This window comes from Variovorax sp. 10N412 (genome assembly GCF_056394985.1).
Genome location: NZ_JBFTIO010000012.1, coordinates 146,554 through 171,515, shown reverse-complemented (window position 1 = coordinate 171,515; position 24,962 = coordinate 146,554). Strand labels below are relative to the sequence as shown.

The 24,962-nt window shown below is 68.2% G+C and carries 24 protein-coding genes; 15 read left to right on the top strand and 9 right to left on the bottom strand.

Features of this window, described 5'->3' with window-relative positions; translation table 11 throughout:
• Positions 1-113: winged helix-turn-helix transcriptional regulator (locus AC1DJH_RS24200; RefSeq protein WP_478187412.1), on the bottom strand; the 113-nt coding region annotated here is incomplete at its 3' end.
• Between the two features lie 218 nt (positions 114-331).
• Here AC1DJH_RS24200 and AC1DJH_RS24195 point away from each other — a divergent pair.
• The 5 genes from AC1DJH_RS24195 to AC1DJH_RS24175 all read left to right on the top strand — a co-directional run bounded on the left by AC1DJH_RS24195 (position 332) and on the right by AC1DJH_RS24175 (position 5,754).
• Complete coding sequence (locus AC1DJH_RS24195; protein ID WP_472125660.1) at positions 332-1,666, top strand: C4-dicarboxylate transporter DctA; 1,335 nt, start codon at positions 332-334, stop codon at positions 1,664-1,666.
• A gap of 14 nt (positions 1,667-1,680) precedes the next feature.
• Complete coding sequence (locus AC1DJH_RS24190; RefSeq protein ID WP_435441592.1) at positions 1,681-2,388, top strand: GntR family transcriptional regulator; 708 nt, start codon at positions 1,681-1,683, stop codon at positions 2,386-2,388.
• Between the two features lie 92 nt (positions 2,389-2,480).
• Positions 2,481-3,626 carry an AI-2E family transporter gene (locus AC1DJH_RS24185; RefSeq protein ID WP_478187410.1) on the top strand — a complete coding sequence of 382 codons (1,146 nt, stop codon included), beginning with the start codon at positions 2,481-2,483 and terminating at the stop codon, positions 3,624-3,626.
• A gap of 147 nt (positions 3,627-3,773) precedes the next feature.
• Entirely contained in the window at positions 3,774-4,220 is a 447-nt protein-coding gene (locus AC1DJH_RS24180) for a DUF2141 domain-containing protein (protein ID WP_478187409.1), read from the top strand.
• A gap of 10 nt (positions 4,221-4,230) precedes the next feature.
• A complete protein-coding gene (locus AC1DJH_RS24175) occupies positions 4,231-5,754 on the top strand; it encodes a carotenoid oxygenase family protein (RefSeq protein WP_478187408.1) in 1,524 nt (507 codons plus the stop codon).
• A 28-nt stretch (positions 5,755-5,782) separates the two neighbouring features.
• Here the strand turns inward: AC1DJH_RS24175 and AC1DJH_RS24170 are convergent, their stop codons facing one another.
• Positions 5,783-6,685, bottom strand: coding sequence for a LysR family transcriptional regulator (locus AC1DJH_RS24170; protein WP_478187407.1), 903 nt, complete (start codon positions 6,683-6,685; stop codon positions 5,783-5,785).
• A gap of 112 nt (positions 6,686-6,797) precedes the next feature.
• Here AC1DJH_RS24170 and gcl point away from each other — a divergent pair, with 112 nt between their 5' ends.
• Genes gcl through AC1DJH_RS24155 form a run of 3 tightly spaced genes read left to right on the top strand, consistent with a single transcriptional unit; the run spans position 6,798 to position 10,332 of the window.
• Positions 6,798-8,591 carry a glyoxylate carboligase gene (gene gcl / locus AC1DJH_RS24165; RefSeq protein ID WP_478187406.1) on the top strand — a complete coding sequence of 598 codons (1,794 nt, stop codon included), beginning with the start codon at positions 6,798-6,800 and terminating at the stop codon, positions 8,589-8,591.
• 11 nt (positions 8,592-8,602) lie between these two features.
• Positions 8,603-9,400: a hydroxypyruvate isomerase gene (hyi, locus tag AC1DJH_RS24160; protein ID WP_478187405.1), complete on the top strand. Its 798-nt coding sequence runs from the start codon at positions 8,603-8,605 to the stop codon at positions 9,398-9,400.
• Positions 9,401-9,423: 23 nt separating this feature from the next.
• Positions 9,424-10,332, top strand: a complete 909-nt coding sequence (locus tag AC1DJH_RS24155; protein ID WP_435486037.1) for a 2-hydroxy-3-oxopropionate reductase — start codon at positions 9,424-9,426, stop codon at positions 10,330-10,332.
• 14 nt (positions 10,333-10,346) lie between these two features.
• Here AC1DJH_RS24155 and AC1DJH_RS24150 read toward each other — a convergent pair whose 3' ends face one another.
• Positions 10,347-11,684, bottom strand: a complete 1,338-nt coding sequence (locus AC1DJH_RS24150) for an NAD(P)/FAD-dependent oxidoreductase (protein ID WP_478187404.1) — start codon at positions 11,682-11,684, stop codon at positions 10,347-10,349.
• A gap of 207 nt (positions 11,685-11,891) precedes the next feature.
• Here AC1DJH_RS24150 and AC1DJH_RS24145 point away from each other — a divergent pair, with 207 nt between their 5' ends.
• Positions 11,892-14,195 (top strand): NADP-dependent malic enzyme, encoded by a 2,304-nt coding sequence (locus tag AC1DJH_RS24145; protein ID WP_472125642.1) that lies wholly within the window; start codon positions 11,892-11,894, stop codon positions 14,193-14,195.
• 78 nt (positions 14,196-14,273) lie between these two features.
• On the opposite strand, the gene AC1DJH_RS24140 is transcribed toward AC1DJH_RS24145, so the two are convergent.
• The 3 genes from AC1DJH_RS24140 to AC1DJH_RS24130 all read right to left on the bottom strand — a co-directional run bounded on the left by AC1DJH_RS24140 (position 14,274) and on the right by AC1DJH_RS24130 (position 17,907).
• Positions 14,274-15,065 (bottom strand): aspartate/glutamate racemase family protein, encoded by a 792-nt coding sequence (locus tag AC1DJH_RS24140; RefSeq protein WP_478187403.1) that lies wholly within the window; start codon positions 15,063-15,065, stop codon positions 14,274-14,276.
• Between the two features lie 39 nt (positions 15,066-15,104).
• On the bottom strand, positions 15,105-16,181 hold the full coding sequence (locus tag AC1DJH_RS24135) for an S-methyl thiohydantoin desulfurase domain-containing protein (RefSeq protein WP_478187402.1): 1,077 nt from the start codon (positions 16,179-16,181) through the stop codon (positions 15,105-15,107).
• 67 nt (positions 16,182-16,248) lie between these two features.
• Positions 16,249-17,907, bottom strand: a complete 1,659-nt coding sequence (locus AC1DJH_RS24130; protein WP_478187401.1) for an OPT/YSL family transporter — start codon at positions 17,905-17,907, stop codon at positions 16,249-16,251.
• A gap of 150 nt (positions 17,908-18,057) precedes the next feature.
• Between AC1DJH_RS24130 and AC1DJH_RS24125 the strand changes: the two genes are divergently transcribed.
• The 6 genes from AC1DJH_RS24125 (at position 18,058) to AC1DJH_RS24100 (ending at position 22,492) form a co-directional block, all read left to right on the top strand.
• Positions 18,058-18,831, top strand: a complete 774-nt coding sequence (locus AC1DJH_RS24125; protein ID WP_472125632.1) for an IclR family transcriptional regulator — start codon at positions 18,058-18,060, stop codon at positions 18,829-18,831.
• A gap of 142 nt (positions 18,832-18,973) precedes the next feature.
• On the top strand, positions 18,974-20,005 hold the full coding sequence (locus AC1DJH_RS24120; protein WP_472125630.1) for an ABC transporter substrate-binding protein: 1,032 nt from the start codon (positions 18,974-18,976) through the stop codon (positions 20,003-20,005).
• Complete coding sequence (locus AC1DJH_RS24115; protein ID WP_435486030.1) at positions 20,005-20,862, top strand: ABC transporter ATP-binding protein; 858 nt, start codon at positions 20,005-20,007, stop codon at positions 20,860-20,862. Before AC1DJH_RS24120 ends, AC1DJH_RS24115 begins: the two co-directional genes overlap by 1 nt.
• A 9-nt stretch (positions 20,863-20,871) precedes the next feature.
• Positions 20,872-21,639 (top strand): ABC transporter permease, encoded by a 768-nt coding sequence (locus tag AC1DJH_RS24110; RefSeq protein ID WP_478187400.1) that lies wholly within the window; start codon positions 20,872-20,874, stop codon positions 21,637-21,639.
• 115 nt (positions 21,640-21,754) lie between these two features.
• Positions 21,755-22,237, top strand: a complete 483-nt coding sequence (locus AC1DJH_RS24105) for a nucleoside deaminase (RefSeq protein WP_472125625.1) — start codon at positions 21,755-21,757, stop codon at positions 22,235-22,237.
• 30 nt (positions 22,238-22,267) lie between these two features.
• A complete protein-coding gene (locus tag AC1DJH_RS24100) occupies positions 22,268-22,492 on the top strand; it encodes a M20/M25/M40 family metallo-hydrolase (RefSeq protein WP_472125717.1) in 225 nt (74 codons plus the stop codon).
• Positions 22,493-22,524: 32 nt separating this feature from the next.
• Here AC1DJH_RS24100 and AC1DJH_RS24095 read toward each other — a convergent pair whose 3' ends face one another.
• Genes AC1DJH_RS24095 through AC1DJH_RS24085 form a run of 3 tightly spaced genes read right to left on the bottom strand, consistent with a single transcriptional unit; the run spans position 22,525 to position 24,873 of the window.
• Positions 22,525-22,797 (bottom strand): oxidoreductase-like domain-containing protein, encoded by a 273-nt coding sequence (locus AC1DJH_RS24095; RefSeq protein ID WP_472125622.1) that lies wholly within the window; start codon positions 22,795-22,797, stop codon positions 22,525-22,527.
• Positions 22,798-22,810: 13 nt separating this feature from the next.
• On the bottom strand, positions 22,811-24,163 hold the full coding sequence (locus tag AC1DJH_RS24090; protein WP_472125619.1) for a sensor histidine kinase: 1,353 nt from the start codon (positions 24,161-24,163) through the stop codon (positions 22,811-22,813).
• Positions 24,160-24,873, bottom strand: a complete 714-nt coding sequence (locus AC1DJH_RS24085; protein WP_435486016.1) for a response regulator transcription factor — start codon at positions 24,871-24,873, stop codon at positions 24,160-24,162. Before AC1DJH_RS24085 ends, AC1DJH_RS24090 begins: the two co-directional genes overlap by 4 nt.
• Positions 24,874-24,962 lie beyond the last annotated feature (89 nt).

Genomic DNA, 24,962 nt, shown 5'->3' with positions numbered 1-24,962 from the left:
TACTTCTTTACGGTGTTGCGAGACAGGCCTGTACGCCTGGCTATCTCGCGGATGGACATCTGCTCGCGCAGGGCCCAACGTCTGATGACACTCAATGTCGCCACGTCTATCACTCCTAGGATCCCCTGCTTTAAAAATGAGCAGGGTAGAGTTTTACGTGGGTCAGTCTTAGACGGAAATTACTGCGTTAGCTGGGTCAATTTTCGGCGGCAATCAACAATACCGGGAATACCCTCTTCCGGCCCCGAAGTCTTCTTGCCTACATTTCTTGTATGCAAGACAAGGCGTTGCTTGCATGCAAACCTTGACAACACGGACAACAGGAGCACCCATGCCTCGCTTCGCCAAATCGCTTTTCGGTCAGGTGGTCATCGCGCTGGTGCTGGGCGTACTCGCGGGGCTGTTCGCCCCCGAGTACGCCGTCAAGCTCAAGCCGCTGGGTGACGGGTTCATCAAGCTGATCAAGATGATCATTCCCGTGCTGGTGTTCTGCGTGGTGGTGCACGGCATTGCCGGCGCGGGCGACTTGAAGCGCGTGGGCCGGGTGGGCGTGAAGGCGCTGATCTACTTCGAGGTGCTGACCACCGTCGCCCTGGCCATGGGCCTGGTGCTGGCCTTTGTGTTCCAGCCCGGCGCGGGCATGAACGTCGACCCGGCCAAGCTCGACCCGGCCGCGATGAGCGCCTATGCGTCGAACGCCGACAAGCTCACCAGCGGCGGCACGGTCGACTTCCTGATGAAGCTCATTCCCACCACGGTGGTGAACGCCTTCGCCACCGGCGACGTGCTGCAGGTGCTGCTGTTCGCGGTGCTGTTCGGCTGCGCGCTCACGCTGCTGGGCGAGCGCGGCAAGCCCGTGGCGGCGGTGATCGACGCAACGTCGCTGGTGCTGTTCAAGATCATGGGGATCATCATCAAGCTGGCGCCGCTGGGCGTGCTGGGCGCCATCGCCTTCACGGTGGGGCAGTACGGCGTCGGCTCGCTCAAGCAGCTGGGCATGCTGGTGGCGCTGTTCTACGGCGCGGTGCTGATCTTCGTGTTCGTGGTGCTCGGCCTGGTGATGCGCCTGTCGGGCTTCAGCCTGATCAAGCTGCTGCGCTACCTGCGCGAGGAGCTCACCATCGTGTTCGCCACCACCTCGTCGGACAGCGTGCTGCCGCAGATCATGGCCAAGCTGCGCCGCATGGGCATTCGCGACTCGACGGTGGGGCTGGTCATTCCCACGGGCTATTCCTTCAACCTCGACGCGTTCTCGATCTACATCACGCTGGCGGCGGTGTTCATCGCGCAGGCCACCAACACGCCGATCTCGATGGCCGACCTGCTGACCATTCTTGCGATTGCGCTGGTCACCTCCAAGGGCGCGCACGGCGTGCCGGGCTCTGCCATCGTGGTGCTGGCGGCCACGCTGCACGCCATTCCGGCGATTCCGGCCATCGGGCTGGTGCTGGTGCTGTCGGTGGACTGGTTCATGGGCATCGCCCGCGCGCTGGGCAACCTGATCGGCAACTGCGTGGCCACGGTGGCCATCGCAGCGTGGGAAGGCGACATCGACCGCGAGCGCGCGCACGCAGTGCTAGACGGGCGCTATTCCCCCGACGACGAACCGCTGGCCGATGCCGTCGTGCCAAACACCGGCACCGCCCCAGCCTCCAGCGCCCATTGAACCGCCCCATGCCCATGCCCGCCGCCGACGTCAGCCCCACCGCCATTGCCGAACGCGTGGTCGAGGCCATCCTCGCGCAGAAGCTCGCACCGGGCGAGCGGCTCGGCGAGCAGGCGCTGGCCGAGAACTTCTCGGTGAGCCGCACCATGGTGCGCGAGGCGCTGATGCAGCTGCAGGCGCGCGGCTTCGTGGAGGTGCAGTCGCGCCGCGGCTGGTACGTGGTGGAGCCTTCGGCCGAGGAGGCGCGCGACGCGTTTTCGGCGCGGCGCATCGTCGAGGCCGGCATCCTGGCCGCGAGCGAGGGGCGGCCGCTGGCCAAGGTGATCCGCACGCTGCGCGACCACATCGCCGACGAGCAGCGCGCCATCGACGGTGCCGACGCGGCTACGCGCGCCTTCCTGCTGGCCGATTTCCACGTGTGCCTGGCCGAGCAGATGGGCCACCAGCTGCTGGTCGACGTGCTGCGCGACCTCACGGCGCGCACCACGCTGGCCGCCACGCTGTACCAGTCGACGCACGAGGCCTGGCAGTCGTGCGCGGAGCACGGCGCCATCGTCGAGGCGCTCGAAGAGGGCGACACCGGCAAGGCCCGCCAGCTGATGCTGGCGCACATCGGCAACGTGGAGCGCGCGCTCGAGGTCGACGCCGCCGCCGAGCCCGACGCGCCGAGCCGGTTGCGTGCCACGCTGGCGCCCGTGGCGCTGCCGCGCGCGAAGCGCTGAGGCCGGCGCCGGAAGGCGCCGGAACTCGCCGCACCAGGGCGCGCCCGCTGACACGTTGCCGCGCACCGGCTCGGCTACAGTCCGACTCACTTATGAATTCTCCCCAACTCCAGCGCGGCGTCTTCCTCGCCCTGCTCGCCGCTGTCACTGGTGCCTTCATCTGGGTGCTCCTGCCGTTCTTCGGGGCAGTGCTCTGGGGCGTGGCGCTGGCGATCCTGTTCACGCCGCTGTACAAGTGGCTGCTGCGCAAGATGCGCGGCAAGCCCAACGCAGCCGCACTGTCCACGCTGGCGATCTGCCTGTTCATCGTGATCCTGCCGCTGGCCATGATCGGCGTGTCGCTGGTGCAGGAGGTGGCGCTGGTCACGCAGAACATCCGCTCGGGCCAGATCAACTTCGCGGCCTACTTCCAGCAGATCCTGGACGCGGCGCCGCAGTGGCTGCTGAACCTGGTGGAGCGCTTCAACCTGGGCGACATGGCCGCATGGCAGGCGCGCATCTCGGCCGGTGCCGCGCAGGGCAGCCAGGTGGTGGCAAGCCAGGCGCTCACGATCGGGCAGAACACCTTCGACTTCGTGGTCAGCTTCTTCGTGATGCTGTATCTGCTGTACTTCCTGGTGCGTGACGGCGCCACGCTGTCCAAGACCATGCGCGACGCCGTGCCGCTGGCCAAGCCGCACACGCACTACCTGCTGAACAAGTTCACCACCGTGATCCGCGCCACCGTGAAGGGCAACGTGGCCGTGGCCATCGCGCAGGGCACCATCGGCGGGCTGGCCTTCTGGTTCCTCGGCGTGCAGGGCGCGCTGCTGTGGGCGGTGCTGATGGCGTTTCTTTCGCTGCTGCCCGCCGTGGGCGCGGCGCTGATCTGGGGGCCGGTGGCCATCTACTTCCTGGCTACGGGGCATTTCTGGCAGGGCGGCGTGCTGATCTTCGTGGGCGTGTTCGTGATCGGCCTGGTCGACAACATCCTGCGCCCGCTGCTGGTGGGCAAGGACACGCAGATGCCCGACTACATCGTGCTGATGTCGACCATCGGCGGCATGGCGATCTTCGGCATCAACGGCTTCGTGATCGGGCCGGTGATCGCGGCGCTGTTCATGGCGGCCTGGAGCCTGTTCGCGGACTCCGGGCACGTGGGCAGCGGGCACGAGAGCCTCGAGGTGCCGCAGCAGCCGCCCGAAGCGGCCGAACGCGCCAGGCACGCGCAAGGCGCCCAGGACCGCAAGAAGGGCTGACGCCCCGGCGGGCGCCGGCCCGCCTGGTTGCCGACCGCGCGCACCTTGCGCACTTGGCGCACCCATTCCGGCGCTTCGTCGCATGGCACTGGGCACTGCAGCCGACCTGCGAGATCGTCGGGCCTCCAACTTCCGAAGAGGCCCGCCATGCATGTTTTCTCTCTCCTGTCCCGCCCGGCCGTGCGCGCCCTGTGCACCGCCGCGGCCCTGGTCCCGCTCGCGCCGCTCGGGGCCCTGGCCGCCGACCTGAGCCTGAGCGTCGCCGACGGCCCGGCGGCGGAAGCCACGCTCTACGTTGCGCTGTACAGCGACGCCGCCGGCTACACCGCCAGCAAGGCCATGGCATCGCAGACAGCGCCCATGCAGGGTGGCAAGGCCCGGCTCGTGTTCGCGGGGCTGGCACCGGGGCGCTACGCGCTGCGGGTGTTCGCCGACGAGAACGGCAACGGCAAGCTGGACACCAACCTCATGGGCATGCCGACGGAGCGCTACGGCTTCTCCAACGACGCCAAGGGCAACCGCGCCGCGCCCGACTTCGAGGCCGCGGCGTTCAGCGTCGACGCCGACCTGCAGACCGTCATTCACCTGCGCTGAGGAGCCCGCCATGGAACGCCGCGAACTCCTGCGCCTGCTCGCCACTGCCGGTGCCCTGCCCCTGCTGGGCCCCTTGAGCCCCTTGGCCTCGCTGGCGCGCGCCGCCGGCTCCGAAGGCACTGAGAACTGGCAGGCCCAGTTCGAAGCCGCCGGCGCGCCCTGGAAGACCGCCTTCGCCACGCCCCCGGGCGACCTGCCGCTGACCCGCGCCACGGTGCGCGGGCGCTTCCCCGATGCGGTGGCCGGCACGCTGTTTCGCATCGGGCCCGCGGGCCACGACCTGGGCGGCGAGCGCTACCACCACTGGTTCGACGGCGACGGCATGGTGCATCGCTTCGTGATCGACGGTGCCGACGTGCGCCACCAGGGCCGCTATGTCGCCACGCCCAAGCGCACGGCCGAGGTGCAGGCCGGCCGCCGTCTGATGGAAGCCTTCGGCACCATGCCGCCGGGCGTCGAGCCGCCGACCTCGGCCGACAGCATCAACGTGGCCAACACCAGCGTGCTGCCGCTGCAGGGCGAGGTGCTGGCGCTGTGGGAAGGCGGCTCGGCCACCCGTGTGGATGCGCGCACGCTGGACACGCTGGGCGTGAAGACCTGGCGCGCCGACCTCGCTGGCATGCCTTTTTCGGCGCACCCGAAGGTGGACCCGGACGGCACGGTGTGGAACTTCGGCGTCAGCTCCGGCCAGGGCCTGCTGGCGCTGTACGAGATCGCGCCCGAGGGCACGCTGCGCCGCGCGGCGGTGGTGCCCGTGGCCGACATGCCGATGGTCCACGACTTCGCCGTGACGGAACGGCACCTTGTGTTCCTGATGCCGCCGCTGGTGTACGACGGCAAGCGCAAGGAGGCCGGCGCGAGTTTTCTGGACGCCCACGTGTGGCGGCCCGAACTGGGCATGCGCGCGCTGGTGGTCGACAAGCAGGACTGGGACAAGCGCCAGATGCTGGCGCTGCCGACCGGCTTCCTGTTCCACGTGGGCAACGCCTGGGAAGAAGACACGCCGCGCGGCACCTTGATCCACGTCGACTACGTGCGCTCGGACAACGCCGACACGGTGTTCACCACGAACCGCGAGGTGATGCGCGCGCGCCGCGTGAAAAGCACCGACCCGCACCTGACCGTGGCCACGCTGAACCTGGCCACGGGCACGGCCACGCAGACCGCCCTGGCGCTAGAGGCCGAGTTTCCGCGCATCGATCCGCGCCGCGTGGGCCTGCGCCATCGCCAGGTGGTTCACGCCACGCAGATCCGGCGCGACCTGCCGGGCTTCGGCGCGGTCGCACGCACCGACGTCGAGACCGGCCGCAGCCAGCGCTTCAGCTACGGCGCGCAGGCGATCGTGGAAGAGCACGTCTTCGTGCCGGACGGCTCGAAGCCGGGGTGGGTGCTGGGCACGGTGCTCGACTTCGGCCGGCAGAAGACGGTGCTGTCGTGCTTCGCCGCAGATCAGCTCGGGGCCGGCCCGGTGGCGCAGGCCACGCTGCCTTACACACTGCCGCTCGGCCTGCACGGCGCTTTCGTGCCGGCCTGAAGAGAGAGAGAGAGAGGGACGCGCCCCCTCAGGCGGCCCACCAGCCTTCGTCGAAGCGCCCCTGCAGGAAGGCCACGAAGCCCGACACCTTGCCCGGCACCAGCTTGGGAGAAGGAAACACGGCGTGGATCTCCTGCTCGGGCAGCGCGTGGTCGCCGAGCACCTCGCGCACCTTGCCCGTGGCCAGCGACTCGCTCGCCACGTAGCGCGGCATCAGCGCAATGCCCAGGCCGTCGCGCGTCGCGGCCAGCACCGCCGACAGGTTGTTGGAGCGGAAGCGGCCCGACACCGGCACCGTCACCGGGTCGCCCTTGGGCGTGTGCATGCGCCAGAACTCGTCGCCCACCACGCTGCTGTAGATCAGCGCCACATGCGCGCCCAGGTCCTGTGCGCGCCTGGGCGTGCCGTGCTTCTTCAGGTAGGCCGGCGAGGCGACCATGACCCACGGGTTGGCGCCAAGGTAGCGCGCGCCCAGCGACGAATCGGCCAGCTTGCCCATGCGGATCGCGATGTCGATGCCCTGCGCGATCAGGTCCACGTAGCGGTCCTCGAAGCTCAGGTCGAGCTGCACCTGCGGGTGCCTTTGCATGTATTCCAGCGCCAGCGGCACCATCACGCGCCGCCCGAAGGCCACCGAGGTGCCCACGCGCAGCAGGCCCTGCGCCTGGTTCTGGCGCAGCTGCACGATGCTCTCGGCCTCCTCGGCATCGCGCACGATGGTCTTGCACTTCTCGTAGTACAGCGCGCCGGGCTCGGTGAGGCTCACGCCGCGCGTGTTGCGGTTGAGCAGGCGCACCTTCAGCCGCGCTTCCGTGGCCGCGACCTGCTTGGTCACGGTGGGCTGCGTGGTGTTGAACTCGCGCGCCGCCTTCGAGAAGCTCCCGGTCTCGACCACGCGCACGAACATTTCCATTGCAAGCAAACGATCCATGGCCCGCATCGTAGTCACTTATTCCATGGCGGAATAGGTTTTATGGCCTCCAGCCGTCTTCTTCGAACACGCCCCGCTTCCTACAGTGGGCCCACCTCAAGGAGACATGCAAATGGCAAAGATGACAGCGGTCCAGGCCGCGGTGCTGGTGATGGAAAAGGAAGGCGTGACGCAGGCCTTCGGCGTGCCGGGCGCGGCGATCAACCCGTTGTATTCCGCGCTGCGCCAGCGCGGCAGCATCGCGCACATCCTCGCGCGCCACGTGGAGGGCGCCTCGCACATGGCCGAGGGCTACACCCGCGCTGTGGCCGGCAACATCGGCGTGTGCATCGGCACCTCGGGGCCGGCGGGCACCGACATGATCACGGGCCTGTACTCGGCCTGGGCCGACTCCATTCCCATCCTGTGCATCACCGGCCAGGCGCCGCGTGCGCGCTTGTACAAGGAAGACTTCCAGGCGGTGGACATCGAGTCGATCTCCAAGCCGGTCACCAAGTGGTCGGTCACGGTGCGCGAGCCCGGCCAAGTGCCGCAGGTGTTTCAGCAGGCCTTTCATTTGATGCGCTCGGGCCGCCCGGGCCCGGTGCTCGTCGACCTGCCCTTCGACGTGCAGATGGCGCAGATCGAGTTCGACATCGACGCCTACCAGCCGCTCACCCCCTACAAGCCCGCCGCCACGCGCGCCCAGGTCGAGAAGGCCATCGGCATGCTGAACGCGGCCGAGCGCCCGCTGATCGTGGCCGGCGGCGGCGTCATCAACGCCGACGCGGCCGACCTGCTGGTGCGCTTTGCCGAGGCCACCGGCGTGCCGGTGATTCCCACGCTGATGGCCTGGGGCGCGATACCCGACGACCATCCGCTGATGGCCGGCATGTGCGGCCTGCAGACCAGCCACCGCTACGGCAACGCGACGATGCTGGCGAGCGACTTCGTGCTGGGCATCGGCAACCGCTGGGCCAACCGCCACACCGGCTCGGTCGAGGTCTACACCAAGGGCCGCACCTTCGTGCACGTGGACATCGAACCCACGCAGATCGGCCGGGTGTTCACGCCCGACTTCGGCATCGTGTCGGACGCCAAGGCCGCGCTCGAGCTGTTCGTGCAGGTGGCCGAGGAAATGAAGGCCGCGGGCAAGCTGGTCTCGCGCACAGCATGGGCCGGCGAATGCCGCGACCGCAAGAAGACGATGCTGCGCAAGACCAACTTCGCCGACGTGCCGATGAAGCCGCAGCGCGTGTACCAGTGCATGAACAACCACCTGGAGCGCGACACCTGCTACGTGAGCACCATCGGCCTGTCGCAGATCGCGGCGGCGCAGTTCCTGCACGTGTACAACCCGCGCCACTGGATCAACTGCGGCCAGGCCGGCCCGCTGGGCTGGACCATTCCCGCCGCGCTGGGCGTGCGCGCTGCAGACCCCACGCGCAAGATCGTCGCGCTCTCGGGCGACTACGACTTCCAGTTCATGATCGAGGAGCTGGCCGTGGGTGCGCAGTTCAAGCTGCCATACCTGCACATCGTGGTCAACAACTCCTACCTCGGGCTCATTCGCCAGGCGCAGCGCGGCTTCGAGATGGACTACTGCGTGCAGCTCGCGTTCGACAACATCAACGCGGCGCCCGACAGCGGCATCGAGCGCAGCTACGGCGTGGACCACATGAAGGTGGTCGAAGGCCTGGGCTGCAAGGCGATCCGCGTGCGCAAGCAGGAAGAGATGGCGCCCGCCATCGCCCGCGCAGAGGCGCTGATGGCCGAGTTCAGCGTGCCCGTGGTCATCGAGGTGATGCTGGAGCGCGTGACCAACATCGCGATGGGCACCGAGATCGACGCCATCAACGAATTCGAACCGCTGGCCGAGAGCGCGGCCGACGCACCCACGGCCCTCGCGGTGGCCATGCTCGATTGAGAAGGAAAGACATGCCCAAGTTCGCAGCCAACCTCACGATGCTCTTCACCGAGCTGCCCTTCATGCAACGCTTCGAGGCCGCCGCCAAGGCGGGCTTCAAGGGCGTGGAGTACCTCTTTCCCTACGCCTTCGACAAGAAGGAGCTGGCCGCCGCCCTGCGCGCCAACGGCCTGCAGCAGGTGCTGCACAACCTGCCGGCCGGCGACTGGGACAAGGGCGAGCGCGGCATCGCCTGCCATCCCGAGCGCACGGGCGAATTCATCGAAGGCATCGGCATGGCGATCGACTACGCCAGCGCGCTCGGCTGCCCGCAGGTGAACTGCCTGGTGGGCAAGGTGCCCGCGGGCGTGAGCGCGGAAGCAGCGCACCGCACGGTGGTCGGGAACCTGCGCATTGCCGCGCGAGAGCTGGAAGCGGCGGGCCTGCGCCTGCTCATCGAGCCGATCAACACTTTCGACATTCCCGGCTTCTTTCTCACGCGCACCGACCAGGCGCTGGCGCTGATCGACGAGGTCGGCTCGGCCAACCTGCGCGTGCAGTACGACATCTATCACGCACAGCGCATGGAAGGCGAGCTGGGCAACACGCTCGCCAGGCACCTGGCGCGCATCGGCCACATCCAACTGGCCGACAACCCCGGCCGCGGCGAGCCGGGCACGGGCGAGATCAACTACCCGTGGCTGTTCCAGCACATCGATGCGCTGGGCTACGACGGCTGGATCGGCTGCGAATACAAGCCCCGCAGCGGCACCGTCGACGGCCTCGGCTGGCGTGAAGCGCTCACGGCAGGACAACAGCAACCGCAATAAGCACCGGACAAGGAAACGCAGACATGACAACGCAACAGAAAATCGGATTCATCGGCCTCGGCATCATGGGCGCACCCATGGCGGGCCACCTGCTCGACGCGGGCCACCAGCTGTTCGTGAACACCCACGGCAACACGCCGGAGCCCTTCGTGTCGAAGGCCACCATCTGCGCCTCGGCCGCCGAGGTCACGCGCCAGTCGGACATCGTCTTCATCATGGTGCCCGACACGCCCGACGTGGAGAAGGTGCTGTTCGGCGAGCCGGGCAAGGACGGCGTGGCCGCGGGCCTGAAAGGCTCGAGCGGCAAGATCGTGGTGGACTGCAGCTCCATCGACCCGATCGCCACGAAGGACTTCGCACGCCGCATCGCCGCTGCGGGCGCCGGCTACGTCGACGCACCCGTGTCGGGCGGCGAGGTGGGCGCCAAGGCCGCGAGCCTGACGATCATGTGCGGCGGCGATGAAGGCAGCTTCGAGCGCGTGAAGCCGCTGCTCGAGCGCATGGGCAAGAACGTGACGCTGGTAGGCGGCGTGGGCGACGGGCAGGTGTGCAAGGTGGCCAACCAGATCATCGTGGCGCTGAACATCGCGGCCGTGAGCGAGGCGCTGGTGTTCGCCTCGAAGGCCGGCGCCGATCCGGCGCGCGTGCGCCAGGCGCTGATGGGCGGCTTCGCGAGCTCGCGCATTCTCGAAGTGCACGGCGAACGCATGATCAAGCGCACTTTTGCGCCGGGGTTCCGCATTTCGCTGCACCAGAAGGACCTGAACCTGGCGATGCAGAGCGCGCGCACGCTGGGCGTGTCGCTGCCGCAGACGGCGGGCGCGGCGCAGCTGATGAATGCGTGCGCGGCGCTGGGCTACGGCCAGCTGGACCACTCGGCGCTGGTGCGCGCGCTGGAGGCGCTGGCACAGCACACGGTCACCCCCGACTGAACACCAGGCTGCGCTCAGGTCTTGGCTGCGTCCAGCGACTCTTTCAGGTTGCGCCGGCGCCATGCCCAGGTCTTCACGGCCTGCGGCAGGATGCCCAGGCACGACGCGTAGTACGTCACCTTGAAGCCCCAGAAACGCGGCCCGATGGGCGTATCGCGGAACAGGTCGCCGGCCAGGATGGACAGCAGCGCCTCCTGCATGCGCCAGACGTTGCGCGGCGCCATGAACAGGCGACGGATGGCCGGCGAGGTGATGCGGTAGATGAACCACGAGAACATCTTCGGCCCGTGCTTCATGACCTTCTCGTAGTGGCGGAAGGCGCGCTCGGCCTCCTTCGCCTCGCCCTTGAGCCAGTGGTCGGCGGCGGTGGCGGCCTCGAAGCCGCTGTTCATCGCCAGGTACACGCCCGAGGAGAACATCGGGTCGACGAAGGCGTAGGCGTCGCCGACCATCATGAAGCGGTCGCCGCGGCAGAACTTGGAGTCGTAGGCGTAGTTGCCGGTGGAGGTGGCGCCCTCCATCAGCGTGGCGTTCGCAAGGCGCGCGGCCAGCTTGGGCGCGAGCGCGATGGTTTCCATCAGGAAGTCTTCCAGCGAGCCCTTGCGGCGCTTGAAGTAGGCGGGCGACGCCACCGCTCCCACGCTCACCGTGCCGTCCTTCAGCGGGATGTACCAGAACCAGCCATGGTCGAACCAGAACAGCGAAATGTTGCCCTCGAAGCGGCCCGGCCGGCGCTCGGCATTGGCAAAGTGGCCGTACAGGGCGGCGCTGGCGTGCTTGCGGTTGCGCTGCTTCACGTCGAACTGGTTCGACAGCAGCGTGTCGCGCCCGCTGGCGTCGATCACGAAGCGCGGACGCCAGGCGGTCTCGGTGCCGTCGTCGGCCCTGACCTTCACGGCCGGCCGGTTGTCCGGCGTGCCCTTGCCCGCGTCCATGTCCACGCCCGTGACGCGCTGCCCTTCGAAGGTGCGCGCGCCGCGCTTGCCGGCGTGGCGGAACAGCAGCTCGTCGAATTCCGAGCGGCGCACGTGCACCGCGTACGGAAAGCTCTTGTCCATCGCCTGGCCGAAGTCGAAATGGCTGGTGTGGTCGTGCCAGGGCGAGACGAACTCGGCGCCGTGCTTCCTGATGCCGATGGCCTCCACCTCGGTGCGCACGCCCAGGCGGTCGAACAGCGGCATGTTCATGGGCAGCAGCGACTCGCCGATGTGAAAGCGCGGATGCTGCGCTTTCTCGATCAGCACCACGTCGTGCCCCTTGTCCGCCAGCAGCGCGGCCACGGTGGAGCCCGAAGGGCCGCCGCCGATGACCACGACGTCGGGGTCGGTGGTGGTGAAAGGTCCTGTACTCATGCGCTGCCCCTCCGTTGTCGTTTTGTGGTGTCGGTTGACATGGCCTTGTTAACCTTGATTGGCTATGGTTAACAGTCGCGAAGTTTAGCGAACCGGCCGTCCTGTTCCACGCATGCGATGGGTTCAGGCGTTTTCGGCATTTCCCCCGCAAGAACAAGCCGCGCTTTTGCGGTAGCCTCGTTGCCCGTCCGAACCAAGGAGACTTTCATGGCTGCACCCCTTTCCCCCGCAGAAGAAGCACTTCGCGAGGCAGCGCGCGAATACCATCGCTCGCCCGTCAAGGGCAAGATCTCGATCACCCCGACCAAGCCCCTGCTGAACCAGCGCGACCTGTCGCTGGCCTATTCGCCGGGCGTGGCCTATCCCTGCCTGGACATCGCGGCCGACCCTTCGCTGGCGACCGAGTACACGGCGCGCGGCAACCTGGTGGGCGTCATCACCAACGGCACGGCCGTGCTGGGCCTGGGCAACATCGGCCCGCTGGCCGCCAAGCCGGTGATGGAAGGCAAGGGCTGCCTGTTCAAGAAATTCGCCGGCATCGACGTGTTCGACATCGAGCTGGCCGAGAACGACCCCGACAAGCTGGTCGAGATCATCGCGGCGCTGGAGCCCACGCTGGGCGGCATCAACCTGGAAGACATCAAGGCGCCGGAGTGCTTCTACATCGAGAAGAAGCTGCGCGAGCGCATGAACATTCCGGTGTTCCATGACGACCAGCACGGCACGGCCATCATTTCGGCCGCCGCGCTGCTCAACGGGCTGGAGCTGGTCGGCAAGAAGATCGAGGACGTGAAGATCGCCGTGTCGGGCGCCGGCGCCGCCGCCATCGCCTGCCTGGACGTGATGGTCGGCCTGGGCGCCAAGCCCGCCAACATCTATGCCTGCGACTCCAAGGGCCTGATCTATGCGGGCCGCGCGGGCGGTTTCGACGAATCGAAGGCACGCTACGCCCAGCAAGACACCGGCGCCCGCACCCTGGCCGACGTGGTCAAGGACGCCGATGTGTTCCTGGGCTGCTCGGCCCCCGGCGTCATGAGCGCCGAGATGGTCAAGACCATGGGCACGCAGCCCATCATCCTGGCGCTGGCCAACCCCGAGCCCGAAATTCGCCCCGAGCTGGCCAAGGCCGTGCGGCCCGACTGCATCATCGCCACGGGCCGCTCGGACTACCCGAACCAGGTCAACAACGTGCTGTGCTTCCCATACATCTTCCGCGGCGCGCTCGATTGCGGCGCCACCAAGATCACGGAAGAAATGAAGCTGGCCTGCGTGCGCGAGATCGCCGACCTGACCAAAGCCGACATCAGCGAAGAGGTGGCCACCGCCTACGCCGGCCAGGAGCTGGCCTTCGGCCCCGACTACATCATTCCGAAGCCCTTCGATTCGCGCCTGATCCTGCGCATTGCGCCGGCCGTGGCCAGGGCCGCCGCCGCGTCGGGCGTGGCGACCCGCCCGATCGAGGACATGGAGGCCTACCGCCAGCACCTCACGCGCTTCGTCTACCAGACCGGCATGTTCATGCGCCCGGTGTTCACCGCCGCCAAGCTGGCCACCGCCAAGCGCGTGGCGTATGCCGAAGGCGAGGACGAGCGCGTGCTGCGCGCCGCGCAACTGGCCGTCGACGAAGGCCTGGCCCAGCCGATCCTGGTGGGGCGCCCGGCCGTGATCGAGGCGCGCATCAAGAAGGCCGGCCTGCACATCCGCGCCGGCACCGACTTCGAGATCGTCAACCCCGAAGACGACCCGCGCTTTCGCATCTACTGGGAGAGCTTCCACAAGCTCATGGGCCGCCGCGGCGTGACGCCCGAGGCCGCCAAGACGATGGTGCGCCGCTCCAACACCACCATTGCCGCGCTGATGCTGCACCTGGGCGACGCCGACGCCATGATCTGCGGCCTGGTGGGGCGCTTCGACGTGCACCTGGAGCACATCCGTAACCTGATCGGCCTGAAGCGCGGCGCGCCGGGCTTTGCCACGCTAAACGCGCTGACGCTGGAGAAGCGCACGGTGTTCATCACCGACACCAACGTGAACGAAGACCCGAGCGCCGAGCTGCTGGCCAGCATCGCGATGATGGCGGCCGAGGAAGTGCGTCGCTTCGGACTGCCGCCCAAGGTGGCCTTCCTGTCGCACTCCAATTACGGCACCTCCAGCCGCGGGTCGGCGCGCAAGATGCGCCTGGCGTGCGACCTGTTCGCGCAGATGGCGCCCGACATCGAGTGCGACGGCGAAATGCACGGCGACTCGGCGCTGTCCGAAGAAGTGCGCCGCACCGCCCTGCCCGAAACCACGCTCACCGGCGAAGCCAACCTGCTGGTGTGCCCGAACCTGGATTCGGCGCACATCCTCTACAACGTGCTGAAGATGACGGGCGCCAACGGCATCACGGTCGGTCCGATCCTGCTGGGTGCCTCGGGCTCGGCGCACGTGCTGACGCCCACATCGACGGTGCGGCGCATCGTCAACATGACGGCGCTGGCCGTGGCGAATGCGACGACGGCGCTGAAGTAAGCCTGTTTCAAGCCCATTGAAAAACGCCCCGCTGCGGTCATCGCAGCGGGGCATTTTTTCTTGAGGCCGTTCAGGCGTTCAGGCGTTGAACGGTGACGCGACCGGTACGTCAGCCAGATCGAACACATTCCACGCCAGCAGTTCCTCGGCCTCTGGCGGCGGCTCGCAGCCACCGACGCGGCTGGGCTTCCAGCCGAAACGCTGCTTGGTGTCGGCCAGCGCTTCCGCGCGCTTGACGGCCGCCAGCGCCGAATCGATGACGGGCACGCCCAGCACGTCCTGCAGTTGCCTGTAGAAGCCGAACTCCAGCGTGCAGCCGAGCACGAGCGCCTCGGCGCCGTCTTCGTCGATGGCACGCCGGCCCTGCTCGATCATGCGGCGCACGGTCTCGTCGCGGTCGCGCTGGAAGTCTTCCACGCCCAGCTGCAGCGCGCGGCACGAGGCCAGCAGGTGGCCGTGCCCGTACTCGCGCACCCGCGACTCGATGCGCGGCACCCACTTGCGGCGCCCGACGATGATCGATACCTTCTGCGCCAGGTTCGAGGCGATCTCGAACGACGCCTGGCATGGCGCCACCACCACCGTCTCTCCCGAGATCTCGCGCGCCTCGACCAGCACCGGGTCGTAGAAGCAGCCGAGCACCACCGCGTCGAACTTCTTCACGGCCGCATCGCGCACCACGCGCACGATGTCGGCGCCCAGAAACGCCTCGTAGCTCTGGTACTCGACGTGGTGCCGCACCGAAGCGTTTCGCAGCGACATGACCTCGACCTCGGTGCCGGGGTTCTTCACCTCGGCAAACTCCCGGGCAAAGCGTTCGTTGTAGGTGTCGTTGCCGACGGTCCGGATCCATCGCACGCGCAATGTCATGGCGGTTTCTCCCAGCAGGTTGGTTCGGGTTGTTGCGGATCAGGCCAGAGCTTCGGCTTCTGTCTCTGCTTCAGGCGCGAAGGCCTCGCCCAGCGATTTTTCCAGCGGCCGGTACAGCTCCGGCATGAACATCGTGCGCGACAGCAGCAGCCGCGCGCGCGGTGCCACCAGCACGCGCAGCTTCGCACCCTGGCGCACATGCGCCGACACCACCGGCTTGCCCTCGTCCGAGAAGGTCATCACCAGGTCCGGAAAGCGCGCGATGCGCTTGCCGCCCTGCTCCAGCAGAATGTATTCGTTGATAAAGCGCAGCGTGGTGCCGGCCGCGTCGTCGAGCTCGACCACGCCCACGTCCAGCCCTTCCTGCTGCTCGCAGCGGTAGGTGCGCACGGTGCCCTCGGCCACGATGCGGCCGTCGAGCGAACGGGCCACGGCATCGACGCCGCCGTCCAGGTACGCCTGGCCCAGCGCGATGGCGTGGCTGATGGCGCCCGGCGCGCCGTGCTGACGCGCATAGCCCACGTTCACCGGGTTGCGCGCCACGGCCACCAGCCCGCCGGCCTCGACCGAGGCGCGGCGCACCACGGCGGAGGTCTGTTCGAGCCGGCCCGACACCACGCCTTCGACGTAGCGGTGCGGCTCGCCGCCGGCATAGGCCTGCACCGACAGGTAGTCGGGCTCGGTGTGCAGGCCCAGCGCGCCCATCACGCTCGACGGATGGGCGCGGCCGTTGCAGGCCAGGTCGATCACCGGCAGGCCCGTCATGGCGGCGTGAAACCAGCCGTTGACCGTGGTCTCGGCGCCGTTCTCGTTGGCATGCAGGCCGACCAGCTTCTGGCCCGCGGGCAGTTCACGGCGCAGCAGTTCGATGGTGCGCAGCAGGTGCGCGGGCTGCACGTGCGGATCGGGCGCGGCCGGCGCACCGACCAGTGCCATGGTGGCGGTGAGCGCGGACGGGTCGAAATTGTCGATGCTCCACAGCTGCGGCGTGCCTACCTGCAGCGCGAGCCTGGCGGCGCGTTCGCCGGCTTCAATGAGCCCGCCGCCGCCGCCGCCGAGGATGGCGCCGCCCCAGATAGCCGCGCGGACGTCGTCGCTTGTCAGATTGCGTTTCATGGATTCGATTTCCTGATGTGTTGAAAGAGGGAAGAGGAGAAAGGAACAGAGCGGCTGCTTGAGAGAGCTATTTGCGAAGGCTCTTCACCGCGCCGGAGAAGAAGCTGTAGAGCGCGTCGCCGGCGATCACGCCGCCCGCGAACACCTCGAGCTTTTCGCGCGCCGAGGCACCCAGCACCTGGTGCACGACCAGCCGGCAGCCAATGCCGGCCGCGACCATCCAGCCGGCCATCGGGCTCGCGATGAGCAGGCCGGTGGCGAACAGCACGCCCAGTTGCTGGCGCGCGCCACCGAGGATCTGCAGGATGGCGCCCGGCACGGCCCACAGCGCCAGGTTGCGCGCCGTGTCGCCTGAGATGCCGGCCTTGATGGCGGCCACGTAGGCGGCGTTGATGGGCGCCGTCTGGTGGTTGGCAAAGAACATCCTGTACGTGCAGGCGACCACTACGATGGCCACCGCGAAGCCCACCATGCCGGCGATCATCTGTTCGCGCCGACCCTCGGTTTCGAAGGGCGTGCCGGAGGTCTCGCCGCGCAGGATGTGCCCGGCCTTCAGGTCGTAGCCCATGTCGGCGAAGGCAGGGCCGGTGGCGGCGGAGAAGCCCGCCAGCACCACCAGCGCCTCGGGCGGAAAGCCGATCAGGATGCCGATCAGCAGCGAGATCAGCGCCACCGCGAAGGCCGGGAACCAGCCCGAGTGCATGGCCGCAATGCCCACGATCAGCTCGTGCACGAAGGCCGCGAAGGTGCCGTAGACCACGAAGCACACCAGCATGCCGGGCGACATGCCCGTGTACACGCCCGTGCCCACGGCCAGCAGCACCATGATGGCGAGGTAACCGACGCTGCCCAGGCGCAGCGAGCGGCCGAGCGCGGTGGCGCCGCGGGCCTCCTGCGCGGCGAACGAGGCCGAAGCACCCGGCGTGGCACCGCGCTTCTTGAGCACCACGCGTCCCACCTGCACCAGCGCCACGATGCCCGCGCCGATCATCATCCCGTGCGGCACGTAGAGCGCGCCGATGTCCAGCCCGAACAGCGGCGCCGAATACCCGCGCACCAGCAGGCCGACGCCGAAGGCGATCATCGCGCCCAGCCCGCCGATCAGCGCCACGCCGAAGGCCGACATCGGCAGCTTGAACACCGCGCCCGCCACGCCCGTGACCAGGCCGCCCAGCAGCAGCCAGGCCTGCTTGCCGCCGCCGTCGCCCGCCTTGATGGCCTCGGCGGCCGCAATGCCCAGCGGCCATGGGTTCTTCGCGGGGAAAGCGGGCGTGTCGAACATGCGGTAGAGCAGCCAGGCGTCCAGCAGCATCGCCAGGCTCACGCCGACGAGCATCGGCACCACCATGTCGGGCAGCCCGAACAGGAACGGGATGCCGATCGGCAGGAACAGGCTGTTGGCCGCACCGAAGGTGGCCGACGAGATGCTGGTCTGCGCCAGGTTCTGCGCGTGCACCGAGCGGAAGCCGCGGAACATGGCCAGCGGCACGCGCGCCAGCGTCATGGCCGCCAGTGCGCCGATCAGCGAGGTGCTGGGCGTGATGCCCAGGCTCGCCAGCATCTGGATGCCGACGATGGCGCCGAACACGCTCAGCACCACCGTGAGGATCAGGTTGGCCGGCGCCAAGGCCTTCGGGTGCAGTTCGGCTTGTTGCTGTGCTTGCGCAGGGGCGGCACTGTCGGCCTGCAGCGGTGCGGCCGCCGTCACCTCATGGTTCATGGTCATTCCTTTGTAGTTCCATTTTATGGAACTCAATCCAATAAAATTGAACCAATGATAGAACCGCTCGATGCGCTGTCAAGGCCGGTTTCACCCGGATCGGGTCGCCGCCCGGCGCGTCGAACCTATGATCGCCAACCGCCACCACCCCAAAATATGAGCACTCTCGCCAACGCCATGGACGTCCTGAAGCTGATTGCGCGGCTGCGCCGCGACATCACGGTGACGGACGTGGTGACCGAGCTGGGCCTGCCCAAGAGTTCCGCCTCGCGCACGCTCAGCATGATGGCCGGCTATGGCTTTCTCGACCGCGACCCCGCCACGCGGGCCTACCGCCCGGGCGGCGTGATCATGGAAGCCTCGTACCACTTCCGTGCCTCGCGCAACGCCGCCTCGCTGGTGGAGGAAGCGCTCGACGCGCTGGTGCGCGAAACCGGCTTCACCGGCTACGTCAACGTGCTCGATGGCACCGACACGCTGGTGATCCAGATGCGCACCGGCACCGGTGCGCTGCAGATCTACACGCCACCGGGCAGCCGTGCGCCGGCCTACTCGAGTGCCATGGGCCGCGCGCTGCTGGCCCGCCTGGACGACGGCGAGGTGACCGCGTTGCTCGGCCTGCAACTCGACAAGGGCCGCGGCGACGCACCGAAGACCCGCAAGGAACTGCTCGCGCGCTTGGCCGTCATCCGCGAGACTGGCTGGGCGCTGTCACGCGGCGAGTACGTGACCAATGTGGCCGGCATCTCGTCGGCGGTGTTCGATGCGGCCACGCGCCAGACCTACGCCTTCGGCCTGGCCATCCCTGCCGAGCTGCTGACGCAGGCGCTGATCGATCGCTTCGGCGCCATCGTGCGCGACGCCGCGGCAGGCGTCGGAAAGAGCGTGGGCGATCCGTATTGGCTTGGTTTTGGTGCGAAAAACCCCTGAAATCAAAGGGATTTCCCACGAAAGGTGCCAAGAGCGCACCACCTTGATTCGCAGGAAGGGTTCGCACCAATCACGTGCGGGCACCGTTTTTGCTTGAATGCGGAAGACCTACCTTGCATTCACCTTTCACGGATCGTCCCGCATGAACAAGCGCCACCTGCTCCAGTCCTTCCTCGCCGCCTCGGCCCTCAGCTTCGGCCTCACGTCGGCCTTTGCGCAGGCCCCGACGCCGATCAAGTTCCAGCTCGACTGGCGCTTCGAAGGACCGGCCGCGCTGTTCCTGCACCCCGCGGCCAAGGGCTACTTCAAGGCCGCCGGCCTCGACGTGAGCATCGACGCGGGCAATGGCTCGGGCGGCACCGTCACGCGCGTGGCCTCGGGCGCCTACGACATGGGCTTTGCCGACCTCGCGGCGCTGATGGAGTTTCACGCCAACAACCCCGACAGCCCGAACAAGCCGGTCGCGGTGATGATGGTCTACAACAACACGCCCGCCTCGGTCATGGCGCTCAAGAAGAGCGGCATCACCAAGCCGGCCGACCTCGCGGGCAAGAAGCTCGGCGCGCCGGTGTTCGACGCGGGCCGCCGTGCCTTCCCGATCTTTGCCAAGGCCAACAACATCGGCGCCGTCAACTGGACCGCCATGGACCCGACGCTGCGCGAAACCATGCTGATGCGCGGCGACGTCGACGCCATCACCGGCTTCACCTTCACCTCGCTGCTCAACCTGGAAGCGCGCGGCGCCAAGACGGCCGACGTGGTGGTGCTCCCCTACCCCGACTACGGCGTGAAGCTGTACGGCAACGTGATCATCGCGTCGCCCAAGCTCATCAAGGACCACCCCGAGGCGGTGAAGAAGTTCCTCTCGGCCTTCGCCAAGGGCGCCAAGGAAGTCATTGCCAACCCGGCCGTGGCCATCGAGTCGGTGAAGGCGCGCGACGGCATCATCGACAGCAAGCTCGAAACGCGCCGCCTGCAGCTCGCCATCGATACCGTCATCAACAGCGCAGACGCGCGCGCCGAAGGCTTCGGCGCGGTCAACGCGGGCCGCATGTCGCTGATGGCCTCGCAGGTGTCGGACGCGTTCAACACCAAGACGCGCGTGAGCCCCGACGCGGTGTGGACCGCGGCCCTGCTGCCGCCGGCGGCCGAACTGAACGTCCTGAAGAAGTGATGGCCAGCGACGCAGCGCAAGCGGCCGCCCCTTTCGTCGACTTCCAGGACGTCTGGCTCGCCTACAACGAGGAACTGCTGCGCGAGAACCACTTCGCGGTCGAGGCCATCGACCTGAAGGTCAAGCGCGGCGAGTTCATTGCCATCGTCGGCCCCTCGGGCTGCGGCAAGTCGACCTTCATGAAGCTCACCACGGGGCTGAAGATGCCCTCGATGGGCAAGATCCGCATCGACGGACAGCCCGTGACCGGGCCGCTGAAGATCTCGGGCATGGCCTTCCAGGCGCCGTCGCTGCTGCCGTGGCGCACCACGGTCGACAACGTGCTGCTGCCGCTGGAAATCGTGGAGCCCTACCGCTCCAGCTTCAAGGCCAAGCGCAAGGAATACGTCGAGCGCGCGCGCAAGCTGCTGCAGAAGGTGGGCCTCGCGGGCTATGAAGACAAGTTTCCGTGGCAGCTCTCGGGCGGCATGCAGCAGCGCGCGAGCATCTGCCGCGCGCTCATCCACGAGCCCAAGATGCTGCTGCTCGACGAGCCCTTCGGCGCGCTCGACGCGTTCACGCGCGAGGAGCTGTGGTGCATCCTGCGCGACCTGTGGACCGAGCAGCAGTTCAACGTGATCCTGGTCACGCACGACCTGCGCGAATCGGTGTTCCTGGCCGACACGGTGTACGTGATGAGCAAGAGCCCGGGGCGCTTCGTGGTGAAGCGCGACATCGAGCTGCCGCGCCCGCGCGAGCTGGAGCTCACCTACACCAAGGAGTTCACCGACATCGTGCTCGAACTGCGCAGCCACATCGGCGCCATCCGCAACACCGGCATCAGCGCCGCGCAGACCGCCGCCGCGGTGTCCCACTGAGGTCGCGCCATGAAGAACACCAAGCAAATCGAACGCTGGTCGCCCTGGCTGCTGCTGGTCGCGGTGCTGCTGCTGTGGCAGGTCGTCTGCGCGGGCTTCGAGGTTTCGGACTTCATCTTTCCGAGCCCCTTGCGCATCTGGAGCCAGTTCTGGGAATACAAGGAAATCATCGCGGGCCACGCATGGCGCACCTTCTGGGTCACGATGGCGGGCTTCGGCCTGGCGATCGTGGTGGGCGTGCTGCTGGGCTTCGTGATCGGCAGTTCGCGCATCGCGTATGCGGCGGTGTATCCGCTGATGACGGCGTTCAACGCCCTGCCGAAGGCGGCCTTCGTGCCCATCCTGGTGGTGTGGTTCGGCATCGGCGCGGGGCCGGCGATCCTCACGGCCTTTTTGATCAGCTTCTTCCCGATCATGGTGAACATCGCGACCGGCTTGGCCACGCTGGAGCCCGAGCTCGAAGACGTGCTGCGCGTGCTGGGCGCCAAGCGCTGGCACGTGCTCATGAAGATCGGCCTGCCGCGCTCCATGCCCTATTTCTTTGGCTCGCTGAAGGTCGCGATCACGCTGGCCTTCGTCGGCACCACGGTGAGCGAGATGACGGCAGCCAACGAAGGCATCGGCTACCTGCTGATTTCCGCCGGCTCGGCCATGCAGATGGGCCTGGCCTTCGCGGGCCTGATGGTGGTGGGCGCGATGGCCATGCTGATGTACGAGCTCTTCAGCGTGATCGAGAAGCACACCACCGGCTGGGCGCACCGCGGCTCGCAAGCATGAAGCGCTCCCCCAGTCTTCGCGCACTTCGTGTCGCTTCGCCAACCCCCTCGCCGGGGGCAACACCAGCGGCCCGGCAAAGCCGGTTCCGCGGCGTTCCCCGAACGGACATGCGGCCATGACGCCGGCGCAAGCAATCCGCGCGCTGCGGCGCGCCGACGAGGTGGCCCGCCGCGCGATGGCGATGGGGCGCCATCCCTTCGGTGCCGTGCTGGTCGCGCCCGATGGCGACACCATCCTCGCCGAGCAGGGCAACATCGACACGGTGCACCACGCCGAGGCCACGCTGGCGCGCCACGCCGCGCTGAACTGGCCGCCCGAGTACCTGTGGCAATGCACGCTGGCGACCACCTTCGAGCCCTGCGCCATGTGCGCGGGCACCAGCTACTGGGCGAACATCGGGCGCATCGTCTACGGCGCGGAAGAGTCGGCGCTGCTCGCGCTCACCGGCGACCATCCCGAGAACCCCACGCTGAGCCTGCCTTGCCGCGAGGTGTTCGCGCGCGGCCAGAAGAACATCGAGGTGGTCGGGCCGGTGGCTGAAGTGGCCGACGAGATGATCGCCACGCACCGCGGGTTCTGGGAAACGCGCGGGCACTGAAGCGCAGCGCCGAGGCGGCAGGAAGCCGCCCTGCGCCGCACAATTTCGCGCGAACTCGGCGCGCTCTGGCCGGAGGCCGACCTGCCGTTCGGCACCGAGGCGGGCTTCTTCCAACAGGCCGGCATTCCCACGGTGGTGTGCGGCCCTGGCGACATCGCGCAGGCGCACCAGCCGAACGAGTGGATCTGCGCCACCCAGCTGCAGGCGGCCGATCGCTTCATGCAAGCCGCCGGCGCATGGGCGGCGACGAAATGACAGGCTCTAAGACGCCCTGGATCTGCTGCTGATCAGTTCCCGGTCGGCGTCCGTGGCCGTGCAGCATGCGTCTCGGCGGTGGCATCGCCCAGCCGCAGCGACGCCTCGTCGCGCCAGTAGTTCACCGCCGCCAGCCAGCCCTCCCACACGCAGCCGTTGCAGCCGCGTCCGCAGCAGGTGGTGGGCTCGGGCGGCGGCGCGCGCATCGGGACGCCTGCGGCATCGAGCAGCGCCTGCACGCGTGCGATCAGCGCCTGTGCGCCGGCGAGGTTCGTCGGCTCCGGCAGCCGGTCGATGAGGTTCATGCCTGCAAGCCTTCTAAGTGTCGAGGTTCAGCTCGAACCGCATCTTCGCCCCACCCGATTCACTCGACCCGATGGTGAGCTGCCCGCCGTGCAGGCGCGCCACCTCGGCCACCAGGTGCAGCCCGAGCCCCGCGCCGCGGCCGCGCGGCACCAGCCGGTGGAACGGCGCCACCACGCGCTCGCGGTCGGCCTCCGGAATGCCCGGGCCCGAGTCCAGCACTTCAAAGCCCGAGGGCTCCCACAACCGCACCTGGATGTCGCAACCCGGCCCGCCATGCTCGATGGCGTTCTGGATCAGGTTGGCCAGCGCGCGCTCCAGCGAGGGCGCGTCGCCGCGCACCCACAGCGGGCGCGGCGCATCGACCGAGAGCGTGCAGCGGTTCATGATGGCCAGCGGCGCAATGTCGCCGGCCATGCGCTCGCACAGCGCCTTCAGGTCGACCTGCTGGCGGTCCTGCGAGGCGATGCGGTCCAGCCGCTGCAGGTCGAGCAGCTGCTCGGCCAGCGTGGCCAGCCGCGCCGAAGCCTGCATCAGCTTCACCTTGAGCGGGTCGTGCGGCAGGCCCTCGATGTGGATCTGCAGCGTGGTGATGGGCGTGCGCAGCTCGTGCGCGGCGTCGGCCAGGAAGCGCTCCTGTCGGTCGTACCCTTCGTTGAGCCGGTCGAACGCGCGGTTCACGGCGTTCACCAGCGGGCGGATCTCGCTCGCCACGTTCGCCAGCGGCAAGCGCGTGGTGCGCTCGTGCACGTCGATGCCCTCAGCATGCTCGGCCGTGGCCACCACGCCCTTCAGGCCGCGCTTCACCACGAAGGGCGTGGCCAGGATCACGCCCAGGCAGGTCACCAGCGCCATCGGCGCGACCAGGAACAGGAAGGCGATGCCGGTGCCCTTGAGCGTGTTGCGCACGGTCAGCGGCCCGCCGGTCTGCGCCATCACCTCGACCGGGCCCGCGCGGCTCTCGACGCGCTCGAAGCGGGCCTTGGGCCGGGTGCTGTCGGGCTCGGGGTTGATCGCAACGCGGCCCATGCCGTCGAACGCGACAAGGAGCTTGAGGTATTCGGGCGGCACCTCGCCATGGCGCAGTTCCGCGCCGCGCGCATCGCGCACGATGAACCAGTACGGCGGATCGGCCTTCTGCAGACGCTGCAGTTCGGGCGTGGGCTCAGCCGACAGCTTGCCGTCGGCGTCGCGCACCAGCGCGCGCTGGATCGCCGCCACCGTCTCCTGGCCGGTCTCGTCGACCACGCGGCCCAGCGACCACGCCAGCCCGAGGAAGCCGCCCATCACCAGCAAGCCCACCACCACCTGCAGCAGGATCAGGCTCCAGATCAGCCGCCAGCGCAGCGAGAGCAGGCTCAGGCTCATCGCGCGGGCGATGCGGGCATCGCGGGCGTCACGGAAGGTGCCGCCGCGCAGATCAGGTAGCCCACGCCGCGGATCGCATGGATCTCGACCTGCGCACCGGCCTTGTCGAGCTTGGAGCGCAGGCGCGAGACGTGCGTGTCGAGCGCGTTGGACTGGATCTCGTCCCGGTCGCCGTACACGCGCTCCTGCATGGCCTCGCGCAGCACGGTGCGGCCGCGGTGCTCGAGCAGCGCCTCGAGCACCAGCAGCTCGCGCCGCGGCAACGTGATGCTGGTCTCGCCCACATGGGCCTGGCGCATGTGGTGGTCGAAGCGCAGTTGCCCGAGCGTCATGACGAGGTGGGCGCGCACCGCCGGACGGCGCGCCAGCGCGCGCACGCGCGCCATCAGCTCGTCCATCGAGAAGGGCTTGGCCAGGTAGTCGTCCGCGCCGCCGTCCAGGCTCAGCACACGCTCGGCCACGTCGCTCATGGCGGTGAGCACCAGCACCGCGGCGGCAATCTCGTTGTGCCGCAGGAAGGCCACGAGCGACAGGCCGTCGCCGTCGGGCAGGCCGCGGTCGAGCACGATCACGTCGTGCTGCGCGCACAGCGCCGCCTCTTCGGCCTCGCGCAGCGAGCCGGCCACATCGACCACCGCCTGGTTCTGCCGCAATGCCGAGGCCAGGGCTTGCGCCAGGTCGACTTCGTCTTCGACGAGCAGGATTCTCATAGGGGAGTGATGCGGGGGATGGGAGCGAAAAGGCCGGTCATTCTAGGAGAGCGCCCCTTGCAGACGACGCAATGTTCACGCAATGCAGG